The organism is Labrys sp. F242, from assembly GCF_057813875.1.
In genome coordinates this window covers 362,840-376,860 of sequence record NZ_JBVASG010000003.1, presented here as the reverse complement: position 1 = coordinate 376,860, position 14,021 = coordinate 362,840, and the positions used below count along the sequence as shown (strand labels likewise).

Here is a 14,021-nt window from a genome sequence, read left to right as displayed (position 1 = left end):
CCTACCTGGCATCCTCGCAAGCTTTGCTTGTGAGAGGGATCCAGAGGTCGATGTGCTGACTGACCTCTGGATCCCATTCCATCTCCTACGTCCCGCCAGTTTCCTTGCCATTATCCAGGACGAAGACCGGTCATGACCCAAGATCTCGCCCTTGAAGTGACTGGCATCAGCAAAGCCTATGGAGCGATCCAGGCCCTGCGCAATGTCAGCCTCAGCGTCCGCAAGGGCGAGATCCATGCCCTCGCCGGGGAGAACGGCGCGGGCAAATCCACCCTGATGAACATCATCGACGGCATCGTCAGGCCCGATACCGGCGAGATCCGCATCCGCGGCGAAAAGGTCGAGATCGGTTCGCCGGCTCGGGCACAGGCCCTCGGCATCGGCCTGGTGCATCAGGAGATCGCCCTGTGCGGCGGCATTTCGGTGGCCGAAAACATCTTCATGGCCGCCACCAACGCCCGCCGCGGCTTTTTCATGAATTATGGCGAGCTCCGCGAAAAGGCGCGCGCCCTCCTGGCCGATCTCGGCCGTATCGACCCCGACAGCCTGGTCGGTGATCTCACCATCTCCGAGCAGCAGATCGTCGAGATCGCCAAGGCGCTGACCCTCGACTGCTCGATCCTCATTCTCGACGAGCCGACCGCCGCGCTGACCGAGCGCGAAGCCGGCAAGCTCTTCGCCATCATGGCCGGCCTCAAGGCGCGCGGCATTTCCATCATCTATATCAGCCACCGCATGGCGGAGATCTTCGCCCATTGCGACCGCATCACCGTGCTGCGCGACGGCCAGCACGTCTCGACCGACGATATCGCCGACATGACGCCCGAAAGCGTGGTCGGCAAGATGGTCGGGCGGACCCTGGGCACGCTCTATCCGCCGAAGAACCCAGGCAGCGCCGAAGCGTCCGCCTTGATGAGTGTGGACGGCCTCTCCGACGGTGTGCATTTCAAGGACATCTCCTTCGAGCTCCGGCGCGGCGAGGTCTTGGGTGTCGCCGGGCTGATCGGCGCCGGCCGTACCGAAATGGCGCTCGGCATTTGCGGGCTGATGCGTCGCAGCGCCGGCAGGATCGTGCTCGACGGACGCGATGTCACGCCCTCGACCTATGCCGACAGTATCGCCAGCGGCATCGTCTATCTCTCGGAGGACCGCAAGGGGTCGGGCATCTTCCTCGATCTGCCGATCGCGGCGAATGTCTCGGCACTCGACCTCGGCCGTGTCTCCACCCGCGTCGGCTTCGTCGATCGTGCGGCCGAACTGGAGCAGGCGCGCCGCCTCGGCGATCTCCTGCGCCTCCGCCGCGGCTCGCTGAACGATGCGGTCGCCACGCTGTCGGGCGGCAACCAGCAGAAGGTCGCCATCGCCAAGATGCTGTCGGTGTCCCCCAAGGTCATCCTGCTCGACGAGCCGACCCGCGGCGTCGATGTCGGCGCCAAGGCGGAGATCCATCGCATCCTGCGCGAACTCGCCGACCAGGGCACCGGCATCCTGGTGATCTCTTCCGAACTGCCCGAGCTGATTGGCCTCGCCGATCGCATCCTCGTCATCCACGAGGGCGAAATCGTCGGCGAGGTGACGGAAACGGAAATGACTGAAGACAAGCTGATCCGCCTCGCATCCGGATTGGGCAAAGACGCCGGGAGGGCGGCATGACTGTCATGGGTGAAACCTCAGTGAATCAAAAACACCCCGAAGCGCCGTCGCGCGCCCGTCTCGGCTGGCTGCGCGGTCTCGGCAACATGCGCGAACTCGGCCTCTTGCTGATCATCCTGGCTCTGTGCGTGGTGATGTCCTTCGCCTCGCCCTATTTCCTGACCTGGACCAATCTGCGCGCCATGACGATGTCATTCGCCGTCGAGGGCATCGTGGTGGTTGGCATGACCGTGCTCCTGATTGTCGGCGCCATCGACCTGTCGGTCGGCTCTGTCGTCTGCATCGCCATGGTCATCGGCGGCTGGCTCTTCCTGGCGGGCGTCGATCCCTGGCTCGCCAGCGCCATGGCGATCCTTGCCTGCTCCGCCATCGGCGCCGCCATGGCGCTGGCGGTCACGCGCATCGGCCTGCATTCCTTCATCGTCTCGCTCGCTTTCATGGTCATCATCCGAGGCCTGTGCCTGGCGATCACCGGCGGCACGCCGCTGTCGCTGTTCTCCCTGCCGCCGAGCTTCAAATTCATCGGGCAAGGCTCGGTCTACGGCGTGCCGGTGGTGATCCTGATCTTCCTGGCCGTGGTCGTCACCTTCGACCTCCTCCTGCGCAAGGCCACCCTGTTCCGCCGTGTGTTCTACACCGGCTCCAACGAACGGGCCGCCGCCTATTCGGGCATCCGCACGGCCCGGGTGAAGTTCTTCTGCATCGTGCTGTGCTCGACGCTCGCGGGAGTGGCCGGCGTCATCTACATGGCCCGCTTCGGGGCGGCGACGCCGACATTCGGCGTCGGCATGGAGCTCAACATCATCGCCGCCGCCGTGATCGGCGGGGCCAGCCTTAATGGGGGCTCGGGCACCATCCTCGGCGCCATCCTTGGCATGGCCCTTCTATCGGTGGTGTCGAGCTCGCTGATCCTGCTCGACGTCTCGCCCTACTGGCAGGACACCATCCGTGGCCTGATCCTGTTTGCCGCCGTCGCCTTCGATCACCTGCTACATAAGCGCAAGCAGGCCCAGACTCGTAAGGCATAGGACAAGCATCGTGGCAAAAGAGAACGAAGGCGACCAGCGGCTCCGCCGCATCCATCGGGTATTGGTCATGCATTACATCGAGGGCCTTTCGCAGGCGGAGATCGCCAAGCGCACCGGCCTGTCCCATCCGATGGTCAATCGCCTCGTCAAGGAGGGGCACGAGCGCGGCTATGTCCGGATCGAGGTGAAGTCGCCGCGCCAGGACTTGTTCGAGCTCGAACAGGCCCTGGCTGAGGCGAGCGGCCTCACCGAAGCGATCGTGGTGCCCTCCGCCTCCGACCAGGAGGGCGTCAACCTCCAGGCTGCCGGGCGTTCGGTCGCCGACCATATCCTCACCGTGCTCCGGGACGGCGACACCATCTGCGTCTCCGGCGGCGTCGGCGTCAGTGCCGTCATCCAGGCCCTGGCGCCCACCCGTGCCTATGACGTCACCGTGGTGCCGGCGACCGGCGGTGTGCAGGGCAAGCATTTCGTCGACGTCAACCACCTCGCCGCCCAGCTCGCCTCCAAGCTGCAGGGACGCGCCTTCCAGATCCATGCGCCGATCTTCGCGGCCTCGCGCGCCGAGCGGGACGTGCTGATGTCGCTGCAATCGGTCGGCGAAGTGCTGGACCGGGCGCGCGGCGCCCGCATCGCCCTGGTCGGCATCGGCTCGGTGCTGTCGGAGAGTTCGACCTATTTCAGCCTCCACGCCCCGGACGCCGGTGGGCTCGACGGCCTCAGGCAAAGCCGGGCGGCCGGGGAGCTGATCGCCCATCTCATCGATGGCGACGGCCGCCCCTGCGACTACCCCCTCAACGAGCGCGTCGTCGCGCTCAGCCCCGAGGAACTCAGGGCCATCCCGATGACCATCGGCATCGCCACCGGCGCACACAAGGCCGAGCCGATCGCCGGTATCCTGCGCGGCGGCTATCTCGACATCCTCGCCACCGACGAGGCGACCGGCACCCACGTTCTCGACATTCTCAAGAGGCCGACATGACCCCTCCGTTTCCCTTGCGCAAACTGGGCCACTCCGACATCGCAGCCAGCGCCATCGCGCTCGGCACCTGGGCCATGGGCGGCTGGATGTGGGGCGGCCATGATGACGAGGCCTCGATCGCCGCGATCCGCGCCTCCATCGACAAGGGCGTTACGCTGATCGACACCGCCCCGGCCTATGGCCTCGGCCGCGCCGAGGCGCTGGTGGGGCAGGCCGTCAAGGGCCGCCGCCACGAGGTCGTGATCGCCACCAAATGCGGGCTCAACTGGCATCACGGCAAGGGCAATCACTTCTTCGACGAGATGGGCCACAAGGTGCATCGCTATCTCGGCCGCGACGGCATCCTGCATGAGATCGAGCAGAGCCTGGCGCGCCTGCAGACCGACTATATCGACCTCTACATCACCCACTGGCAGGACCCGACCATCCCGGTGGCCGAGACCATGGACACGCTGCTCGAACTGAAGCGGGCCGGCAAGGTCCGGGCCATCGGCGTCAGCAATGTCACCGCCGACGACCTGAAGGCCTATCTCGCCGCAGGCCCCGTCGACGCCATTCAGGAACGCTACTCCATGCTCGACCGCGAGATCGAGACCAGCCTCCTGCCGGTTACCGCGGCCAACGGCGTCTCCACGCTCAGCTATTCCTCGCTGGCGCTGGGGCTGCTTACCGGCAAGATCGGGCCGGAGCGCGATTTCAACGGCGACGACCTGCGCAAGGACAATCCGCGTTTCTCGCGCGACAACCGGGCCCGCGTCGCCGATTTCGCCACAGAGGTGGCCCCGATCGCCTCGGCCCATGGCGCGACGATCGCCCAGCTCGTGATCGCCTGGACCATCGCCCAGCCGGGCATCACCTATGCCCTGTGCGGGGTGCGCGACGAGCAGCAGGCCAGCGAGAATGCCGCCGCCGGACGGCTCGCTCTGTCGGCCGATGACCTCGCCGCCATCGACCGCGCCATCGCGGCGCATCTTGCCGCCGTCACGGCCTGACAGGGTGGAGTTGGTGGCATGACGCTCACCCGGGCGGAACGGCTCGACAGGCTGCGCGCAAAGGGCCACACGGCGGTCCTTGTCGTCGGCGGCGGCATCAACGGCATCAGCACCTTTCGCGAGCTTGCTCTGCAGGGGATCGATGTCGTGCTCGTCGAGCGCGGCGACTTCATGAGCGGGGCCAGCGCGGCGCCCTCCCGCATGATCCATGGCGGACTGCGCTATCTGGAGAATGGCGAGTTCGGCCTGGTGAAGGAGTCCCTGCTGGAGCGCAACCGCCTCCTGCGCAACGCCCCCCATTACGTCAGCGCCCTGCCGACCCTGGTCCCGCTGGCCAACCGCTTTTCCGGCACCGCCTCGGCGATCCGCCGCTTTTTCGGCGGGCGGCCGAAGCCGGGGCCGCGCGGCGCCCTGATCGTGCGGCTGGGGCTCGCCCTCTACGATTTCTATGCCAGCCGCGAGCGCCAATTGCCGAAGAGCCGCTTCTTCGGCCATCGCGCCACCCGCCTGAACTGGCCCGCCTTCCATCCCGACATCAACTATGCCGCCCTTTATCATGACGCCAAGATCAGCCGGCCGGAGCAGCTCGGCCTCGAACTGATCGCCGATGCGGAGGCGGCCTCGCCCCAAGCGCTCGCGCTCAACCATCTCGGTCTCTCCAGCCTGGATGGCACTGTCGCTGAACTCACCGACAGCCTGACCGGCGAGCGCATCGCCCTTGCCGCCGCGGTGATCGTCAATGCCAGCGGAGCCTGGATCGACCAGACCAACACCCTGCTCTCGGGCCGGCAGAGCACACTGATCGGCGGCACCAAGGGCTCCCATCTCGTCCTCGACAGCCCAGCCCTGTTGAACGCCATCGGCAAGCGCATGGTCTATTTTGCCAATCGCGAAGGGCGCGTGTGCATCCTGTTCGCCCATTTCGGCCATATCCTCGCCGGATCGACCGACATTCGCGTCGACACGCCCGACGGCGTGCGCTGCGAGGCTGGTGAAACCGCCTATATCCTGGAGTCGATCCGCGAGGTCTTTCCGGCCATCCCCCTATCGGAAGCCGATATCCTGTTCCGCTTCACCGGGGTTCGCCCCCTGCCGCGCGCCGATGCGAATGTGAACGCCGAGATCTCACGTGACCACAGCTGTGAATGGTCGACGCCTCCGGGGCCGGTTCCCATCCTCAACCTCGTCGGCGGCAAATGGACGACCTTCCGCGCTTTCGGTGCCCAGGCCGCGGATACGGTGCTGGCCCGCCTCGAGGCGACCCGCATGCTGTCGAGCGAGGCCATGGCGATCGGCGGCGGCAAGGGCTTTCCCCAAGGCGAAGCCGGACGCCGGGACTGGCTGCACCAGGCGGCCATCTCGACGGGAGCTTCGCAGGCGCGCTGCGCCGCCTTGTTCGAACGCTACGGCACGCGCATGCTCGATTTCACGCCCGGCGCCGACGATGCCCCCCTCGCCGGTCTACCGAGCTACAGCCGTGACGAGATCCGCTGGATCCTCGCCACCGGCCAGGTCGCCACTCTGGCCGACCTTGTTCTCCGGCGCATGACCATCGCCTTCAGCGGCGAGCTGTCGCTCGATGCGATCCACGAACTCGCCGCGCTGGCGGCTTCCTCTCTGGGCTGGAGCCAGGCGCATACCCAAGTCGAGATCGACCGGCTGCTCACCCATCTCGATCACTTTCACGGCCTCGCGGCAGCGACGCTCGCGGCCCGCAATTCTTCACTTTCGGCCCCTTTTTTACCCTCCCCTGGAGGGGGAGGGCCGACGCGAAGCGTCGGGGTGGGGTGATTTCTTGACGAGGAAGTTCCGTTCTCCACGCCAAACCCCTGCCTATTCCCACCCCACCCCGGCCCTATGGGCCGACCCTCCCCCTCCAGGGGAGGGTAAGAAAAGCCACAGGGAAGACCCATGTACCTCACCAAGAAAGTCCGGATGAACCGCCTGTTCGGCGCCGGCAAATGTCTTGACGTCGCCATCGACCATGGCGTCTGCAACGAGCCCTCCTTCCTCGACGGGCTGGAGGATATGGGCAAGGTCGTGCGCATGCTGGCCGATGCCCGCCCCGATGCCATCCAGATGAATTACGGCCAGGCCGACCTGCTGCAGGAGATCCCGGGCAAGCACAAGCCTGCCCTGGTGATGCGCATCGACATGGGCAATCCCTACAACCGCCAGCGTCATCGCGAGATGTGGGCCCTCCTGCAAAACGCGCAGGACTCGATTGCCCCGGCGCTCCGCATGGATGCGGCCTGTGTGGTGGTCAATCTCTTCATGCTGCCGGACGAACCCGACCTGTTCCGCCAATGCATCGAGAATATTTCGCGCGTCGCCCAGGATTGCGAGAAATACGGCATGCCGCTGATGATCGAGCCTCTGGTCATGCAGCCGGCCAGCGAGCGCGGCGGCTATCTCGTCGACGGTGACGCCGAAAAGATCGTGACGCTGGTGCGCCTCGCCCGCGAACTCGGCGCCGACATCGTCAAGGCCGATCCCACCAGCGATTCCGGCGATTTCCATCGCGTAGTCGAGGCCGCCCGCTGCCCCGTGCTGGTGCGCGGCGGCGGCAAGGCGGATCTGCGCCAGGTCTTCGCCAACTCCCACGCTTTGATGCGCCAGGGCGCGCATGGCATGGTCTATGGCCGCAACATCTACCAGCACGACAACCCCGCCCGCGTGGTCAAGGCCCTGATGGCGATGATCCATCAGGGCGCCGACGATACGCAGGCCTGGGCCATCTACGAGGCCGCAGCGTGACGCGCCATCTCCTCGGCATCGATGCCGGCAACACCGTGGTCAAGGCGGTCCTGTTCGACCTCGAAGGACGGGTCTTGGCGCGGGCAGCGCTCGACGGCCAATCGCGACAGCCGCATCCCGGCCATGTCGAGCGCGACATCGCCGAACTCTGGGCCAATGCCGCCACGGTGATCCGGCGCTGCCTCGAGCAGGCCGGCGTCGAGGGCAAGGACGTCATCGGCATCGGCACCGCCGGTCACGGCAACGGCCTCTATCTCATCGACCAGAACGACCAGCCTCTCATCGGCATCCAGTCGATCGACAACCGGGCCGCCGACCTCGCCGCCGAACTGCGCGCTTCGCCGGCTGCCGACGCCCTCTATCCGCTCTGCCTGCAGCGGCCATGGCCGGCCCAGACGGCGACGCTCCTGATCTGGCTGAAGCAGAACCGGCCCGATCTCTACGCCAGGGCCGGTACCGCCTTCCTGTGCAAGGACGCGATGACGCTGATGCTTACCGGCAGACGCGTCTCCGATTTTTCGGACATGAGCGGCGCCGGCTTGCTGCGCCTGCCCGAGCGGCGCTATGACGACGCCTTGCTGGCGGCCTACGGCCTCGGCGATGCCGCCGGACTGCTGCCCGATCTCGTCGAGTCCGAAGCTTCGGCAGGCGGCGTGACCGCCGGCGCCGCCACCACCACCGGGCTCGCCGAGGGTACGCCGGTTGCCGCCGGCTTCTTCGACATCATCGCCTCGATGATCGGCGCCGGCATCAACACGCCCGGCGAGGCGGCGATCGTGGCCGGCACCTGGGGCATCAACCAGGTGGTACGCGAGACGCCGCTGATCGACGAGCGGGTGTTCCACGCCTCGACCTGGCGCCCCAACCGCTATGTCGCCGTCGAATCCAGCGCTACCTCGGCCGTCAATCTCGAATGGTTCGTGCGCGAGTTCGGCGGCGGACATGGTCCCACCGAGTTCGAAGCCTGCAACGCGCTGGTCGCCTCGGTCACGCCCCATGCGGAACTGCCGCTGTTCCTGCCCTTCCTGTTCGGCGCTTCCACGCATCCCGACGCACGCGGCGCCTTCATCGGCCTCGCCGGCTGGCACGGCAAAGCGGAAATGCTCCAGGCGCTCTATGAGGGCGTGGTGTTCGAACATCGCCGCCATATCGAGCGCCTGCGCAGCGCCGGCGCCGAGATCACCCGTGCCTCGCTGTCCGGCGGGGGCTCGCGCAGCCCGGTCTGGTGCCAGATGTTCGCTGATATCCTCGACCTGCCGGTCACGGTAGCCGAATGCCAGGAAACCGGTGCGCTTGGCGCGGCCATCGCGGCGGGCGTCGCAGCCAGGGCCTTCCCGACGCTCGACGACGGCATCGCCGCCATGGTGCGCCAGGCCGCGCAGTACCAGCCCCGCATCTCGGACCGGGCGCTCGTGGAGGCACGCTACCGCCTCTATTGCAGCCTCGCCGAGACCATGCCCGAACACTGGAAACGCTATCGCGAGGGCGCATGAGCGAACGCATCGAGCGCGAATGCACAGATCTTGGCGCCTACGACTATGTCGTCGTCGGTGCCGGCTCCGGCGGCTGCGTGCTGGCCAACCGGCTCAGCGCCGATCCCAAGACCAGGGTGTTGCTGCTCGAAGCCGGCGGCTCGGATCGCTATCACTGGATCCACATCCCGGTCGGCTATCTCTATTGCATGGGCAATCCCCGCACCGACTGGGGCTACAGGACCGTGGACGAGCCAGGCCTGAACGGGCGCTCGCTCGCTTATCCGCGCGGCCGGGTGATGGGGGGCTGCTCCTCCATCAACGGCATGATCTATATGCGCGGCCAGGCCGCCGACTATGACCATTGGCAGCAGCTCGGCAATGCCGGCTGGGGCTGGGACGACGTACTGCCGCTGTTCCGACGCTCGGAGAACCACCATGCCGGAAGCGCGCCCTTTCATGGTTCGGAGGGCGAGCTGCGCGTCGAGCGCCAGCGCCTGTCCTGGCCGATCCTGGACTCGGTGCGCGAGGCGGCCGAGGAACTCGGCGTGCCCCAGATCGACGACTTCAATGCCGGCGACAACACCGGCTCGGCTTATTTCGAGGTCAACCAGAAGGCCGGCTTTCGCTTCAATGCCGTGCGGGCCTTCATCAATCCCGTCAGGCACCGCAAGAACCTCACCATTCTCACCGGGGCGATGGCCGAGCGCATCCGTTTCGTCGACGGACGCGCCGATGGCCTCGAACTGAGGCTGGATGGCAAGCCCGCCTGCGTCCGCATCAAGCGCGAGCTGGTACTGGCGGCCGGCGCCATCGGCACGCCGCAGCTCCTGCAGCTTTCTGGCGTTGGTCCGGCGGGGCTGCTGGCCAGGCACGGCATCCCCCTCGTGCTGGATGCGCCCGGCGTCGGCGAGAACCTGCAGGACCATCTGCAGATCCGCACCGTGTTCAGGATCAGCGGCGCACGTACCCTGAACGAATGGCAGGCCTCGCTGCTGGGCAAGGCTGAGATCGCCCTCACCTATGTCCTCAAGCGCTCCGGGCCGATGGCGATGGCACCGAGCCAGCTCGGCATCTTCATGAAGTCGGATGCGCGTTTTGGCAGCGCCAATATCGAGTTCCATGTCCAGCCCCTGTCGCTCGACGCCTTCGGGTCTCCGCTCCATCCCTTTCCGGCCATCACCGTCTCGGTCTGCAATCTCAGGCCGGAGGCACGCGGCCATGTCCGCATCGTCTCGCCGGATGCCCAGACCCATCCGGAAATCGCGCCGAACTACCTTTCCACGGAAGGCGACCGTGCGGTCGCGGCCGATTCGATCCGCGCGGCCCGCCGCCTGATGGCGACCCGGCGCATGCAGGCCTTCCGGCCGGAGGAGCTGAAGCCGGGGCCGGCGATCCAGTCGGCCGACGATCTCGCCAAGGCCGCCGGCGACATCGCCACCACCATCTTCCACCCGGTCGGAACGGCGCGGATGGGCACCGACGCGGCGGCCGTGGTCGACCCCGAGCTGCGCCTGCGCGGCATGTCCGGCCTGCGCATCGCCGATGCCTCGATCATGCCGACGATCGTCTCCGGCAATACCCATGCGCCCGTGGTGATGATCGCCGAGAAGGCCTCGGACATGATCGCCGCTGCCTGGCGGGGGTGAGGTCGTCCTTTGGAGGGGCGGGTCTTCGGACCCGGCTCTTTCAAGGTGTTGAGGTCCGAAGTCCAAATAGGGCAGAGCGGCCCCTCATCCGCCCCTTCGGGGCACCCAGTCCACTCCAAGTGGAGTGGACGATACCCGCAAGGGGAGAAGGCGCCGGCAGGCGGATGAGGGGTGGCAACGCTCCTTCTTCCAAAATAATGCGACAATCCTTCCCTCTGGACGCCCGGCGATTCCGGGTCTAACCTTGGAATCGTTCCGAGGGGTGTCCTGCGCAAGCGGGGCTGAGATGGCCTAGAGCCGAACCCTTCGAACCTGATCCGGGTCATGCCGGCGAAGGGACGGGAACAGGGCTTTGGCGCTAGGAATTGGCTCCAGGTCCCGGAATCGGCTGGGATGCCGGTTCTGCCCAGACAATCGTCGCCCCGGATCTCCATGACTCGCAACGAGGAGGAGATCCATGAACATCCAAAATCCCAAGACCAAGATTGCCGCGCCGCAAAGCGTGACCACGGGGCCCATCGCCGGCTCCCGCAAGGTCTATGCGGCCCCCGCTTCGCATCCCCAGATGCGGGTGCCCTTTCGTGAGATCGCGCTGAGCGATGCTTCGCTCGCCCCGATCCGCGTCTACGATCCCTCCGGCCCCTATACCGAGGACAGCGCTAGCATCGACCTGCAGCAGGGCCTGCCAACCCTGCGCGAAAGCTGGATCGCCGGCCGCGGCTTCGGCGCGATCGATGGCCGCACCGTTAGACCTGAGGACAATGGCAATGTCTCCGCCGACAGGCTCGTGGCACCCTGCCCGGCTGATCGTAAGCTGCGCCGGGGCGCCGACGGCCAGCGCGTCACCCAATATGAGTTCGCCAAGGCCGGCATCGTCACCGAGGAGATGGTCTACGCCGCCTTCCGTGAAAACCTCGCCCGCGAGAAAGCCTTGGACGGCGCGGCCGAGCGCCGGGCCGATGGCGAGGATTTCGGCGCGGCCATCCCTGAATTCGTCACGCCGGAATTCGTGCGCGACGAGATCGCCCTGGGACGGGCCATCCTGCCCGCCAACATCAACCATCTCGAACTCGAGCCGATGGTGATCGGCCGCAACTTCCTGGTGAAGGTCAACGCCAATATCGGCAACTCAGCCGTCACCTCGGGTGCCGCCGAGGAGGTGGAGAAGCTGGTCTGGGCCACGCGCTGGGGCGCCGACACCGTTATGGACCTCTCCACCGGGCGCAACATCCACAACATCCGCTCCTGGATCCTGCGCAACTCGCCGGTGCCGATCGGCACGGTGCCGATCTACCAGGCGCTGGAGAAGGTCGACGGCGATCCCTTGAAGCTCGATTGGGAGGTGTTCAAGGACACGCTGATCGAGCAGGCCGAGCAGGGCGTCGACTATTTCACCATCCATGCCGGCGTTCGCCTCGCCCATGTTCCACTCACCGCCAGCCGGGTCACCGGTATCGTCTCGCGCGGCGGCTCGATCATGGCGCGCTGGTGCCTGGCCGGTCATCGCGAAAGCTTCCTCTACGAGCATTTCGGCGACATCTGCGACATCATGCGCCGCTATGACGTCTCCTTCTCGCTCGGCGACGGCTTGCGTCCGGGCTCGATTGCCGATGCCAACGACGCCGCCCAGTTCGCCGAACTGGAGACGCTGGGCGAATTGACCAAGATCGCCTGGGACAGGGGCTGCCAGGTGATGATCGAGGGGCCGGGCCATGTGCCGATGCACAAGATCAAGCAGAACATGGACAAGCAGCTCGCCGCCTGCGGCGAGGCTCCCTTCTACACCCTCGGGCCGCTGACCACCGACATCGCGCCGGGCTATGACCACATCACCTCCGGCATCGGTGCGGCGATGATCGGCTGGTTCGGCACCGCGATGCTCTGCTACGTCACGCCCAAGGAGCATCTCGGCCTGCCCAACCGCGACGACGTCAAGACCGGCGTGATCACCTATCGCATCGCCGCCCATGCCGCCGACCTCGCCAAGGGCCATCCGGCGGCCAAGGTCCGCGACGATGCCCTGTCGCAGGCGCGCTTCGACTTCCGCTGGGAGGACCAGTTCAACCTCTCCCTCGATCCGGATACCGCGCGCGCCTATCACGACGAGACCTTGCCCAAGGACGTGCACAAGGTCGCCCATTTCTGCTCGATGTGCGGGCCGAAATTCTGCTCGATGAAGATCACGCAGGATCTGCGAGAAGAAGTCCGGGCGATGGAAGAAGCCGCACGGCAGGGCATGGCGGAAAAATCGCGCGAATTCCTCGAACAGGGCGGGGCCCTCTATGTCCCGGCCGAGTGACGGACGACGGCGCATCACCATTGTCGGGGCCGGCGTTGCCGGCCTCGTCACGGCAATGGAATGCGCGGCGCGAGGTGCCAAGGTCGAGATCCTGGAGCGCAGCGAGGTCCTGGGTGCCCAGGCCTGTTCCTGGCTGGCCGGCGGCATGCTGGCGCCCTGGTGCGAGCGGGAAAGTGCCGAGGTCGAGGTCGAGCGGCGCGGCGAACTCGCTCTCGCCTGGTGGCCGCGCCATGTGCGGGAAACTGTTCAGCGCGGCACGCTGGTGGTCGCGCCCGCCCGCGACGGCAGCGAGATCGCCCGTTTCGCCCGCCGCACCCAGGCCCATCTCCCGATGGATGAGCCCGGCATTGCCACGCTCGAGCCCGATCTTGCGGGCCGCTTCCACCAAGGCCTGTTCTTTCCGCGCGAAGCCCATCTCGACCCGAGACGGGCGCTGCAGGTGCTGGCAGGGCGCCTCGCCGACCTCGGCGTCGCCATCCGCTTCGGGGTCGAGGCCAGGCCGCATGCCCTCGATGCGGACGCCGTGATCGACTGCCGGGGCTTTGCCGCACGTGCAGAGCTGCCCGATCTACGCGGTGTCCGGGGCGAGGCCATCGTCGTCCATGCGCCCGGCGTCAGCCTGTCCCGGCCCGTGCGTTTCCTGCATCCGCGCTTTCCGCTCTATATCGTGCCGCGCGCCGACCATCGCTTCATGATCGGCGCCACCATGATCGAGAGCGAGCATGACGGGCCGCCCACTCTGCGCTCGACCATGGAGCTGATCGCTGCGGCCTTCAGCCTGCATCCGGCCTTCGGGGAGGCCGAAATCATCGAGCTCGAGGCCGGGCTGCGTCCTGCTTTTCCCGACAATCTGCCGCGCCTCACCGTGGTCGGGCGCGTCATCTCGCTCAACGGCCTGTTCCGCCACGGCTTCCTGCTCTCGCCGGCCCTGGCCCAGGAAGCCGCCGACCGGATCCTGCCCGTGCGGACAGCCCATCAAGGAGTTTTTGCATGACCTTGACCGTCAACGGTGAACGTCAGGAAATCGATGCCGCCACACTCGCCCGCCTGCTCGAAGCGCTCGAACTCGGCGACAGCGTGGTGGCCACCGCCCTCAACGGCCGCTTCGTGCGAGCCGTCGATCGCGACCGGACCGCCCTCAAGGATGGCGATGCCGTCGAGATCCTTGCCCCCCGGCAGGGAGGATGAC

The 14,021-nt window shown here is 66.7% G+C and carries 11 protein-coding genes and 1 riboswitch; all 11 genes read left to right on the top strand.

The genetic code is table 11. The annotated features are described in order from the left end of the window. Positions 1 to 132: 132 nt before the first annotated feature. The 11 genes from ACZYTC_RS21390 (at position 133) to thiS (ending at position 14,020) form a co-directional block, all read left to right on the top strand. Positions 133 to 1,653, top strand: a complete 1,521-nt coding sequence (locus ACZYTC_RS21390) for a sugar ABC transporter ATP-binding protein (RefSeq protein ID WP_488990485.1) — start codon at positions 133 to 135, stop codon at positions 1,651 to 1,653. Positions 1,654 to 1,658: 5 nt separating this feature from the next. After that, positions 1,659 to 2,681: an ABC transporter permease gene (locus ACZYTC_RS21385; protein WP_434959717.1), complete on the top strand. Its 1,023-nt coding sequence runs from the start codon at positions 1,659 to 1,661 to the stop codon at positions 2,679 to 2,681. Positions 2,682 to 2,691: 10 nt separating this feature from the next. Next, positions 2,692 to 3,663: a sugar-binding transcriptional regulator gene (locus tag ACZYTC_RS21380; RefSeq protein WP_488990484.1), complete on the top strand. Its 972-nt coding sequence runs from the start codon at positions 2,692 to 2,694 to the stop codon at positions 3,661 to 3,663. Further along, positions 3,660 to 4,655 (top strand): aldo/keto reductase, encoded by a 996-nt coding sequence (locus ACZYTC_RS21375; RefSeq protein WP_488990483.1) that lies wholly within the window; start codon positions 3,660 to 3,662, stop codon positions 4,653 to 4,655. Before ACZYTC_RS21380 ends, ACZYTC_RS21375 begins: the two co-directional genes overlap by 4 nt. 18 nt (positions 4,656 to 4,673) lie before the next feature. Then, positions 4,674 to 6,446, top strand: coding sequence for a glycerol-3-phosphate dehydrogenase/oxidase (locus ACZYTC_RS21370; RefSeq protein WP_488990482.1), 1,773 nt, complete (start codon positions 4,674 to 4,676; stop codon positions 6,444 to 6,446). A gap of 120 nt (positions 6,447 to 6,566) precedes the next feature. Next, a complete protein-coding gene (locus tag ACZYTC_RS21365) occupies positions 6,567 to 7,412 on the top strand; it encodes a class I fructose-bisphosphate aldolase (protein WP_488990481.1) in 846 nt (281 codons plus the stop codon). Next, the gene (locus tag ACZYTC_RS21360; RefSeq protein WP_488990480.1) at positions 7,409 to 8,905 is read left to right on the top strand and encodes an FGGY-family carbohydrate kinase; all 1,497 of its coding nucleotides are present in this window, start codon (positions 7,409 to 7,411) and stop codon (positions 8,903 to 8,905) included. Before ACZYTC_RS21365 ends, ACZYTC_RS21360 begins: the two co-directional genes overlap by 4 nt. Next, positions 8,902 to 10,533, top strand: a complete 1,632-nt coding sequence (locus ACZYTC_RS21355) for a GMC family oxidoreductase (RefSeq protein ID WP_434958509.1) — start codon at positions 8,902 to 8,904, stop codon at positions 10,531 to 10,533. Before ACZYTC_RS21360 ends, ACZYTC_RS21355 begins: the two co-directional genes overlap by 4 nt. Positions 10,534 to 10,781: 248 nt before the next feature. Beyond that, a riboswitch (TPP riboswitch) is annotated at positions 10,782 to 10,889 on the top strand. 101 nt (positions 10,890 to 10,990) lie between these two features. Beyond that, on the top strand, positions 10,991 to 12,832 hold the full coding sequence (gene thiC / locus ACZYTC_RS21350) for a phosphomethylpyrimidine synthase ThiC (protein ID WP_488990479.1): 1,842 nt from the start codon (positions 10,991 to 10,993) through the stop codon (positions 12,830 to 12,832). Next, entirely contained in the window at positions 12,816 to 13,826 is a 1,011-nt protein-coding gene (gene thiO / locus ACZYTC_RS21345) for a glycine oxidase ThiO (RefSeq protein WP_488990478.1), read from the top strand. Before thiC ends, thiO begins: the two co-directional genes overlap by 17 nt. Next, on the top strand, positions 13,823 to 14,020 hold the full coding sequence (gene thiS, locus ACZYTC_RS21340) for a sulfur carrier protein ThiS (protein ID WP_488990477.1): 198 nt from the start codon (positions 13,823 to 13,825) through the stop codon (positions 14,018 to 14,020). Before thiO ends, thiS begins: the two co-directional genes overlap by 4 nt. The last annotated feature ends 1 nt before the right edge of the window (position 14,021 follow it).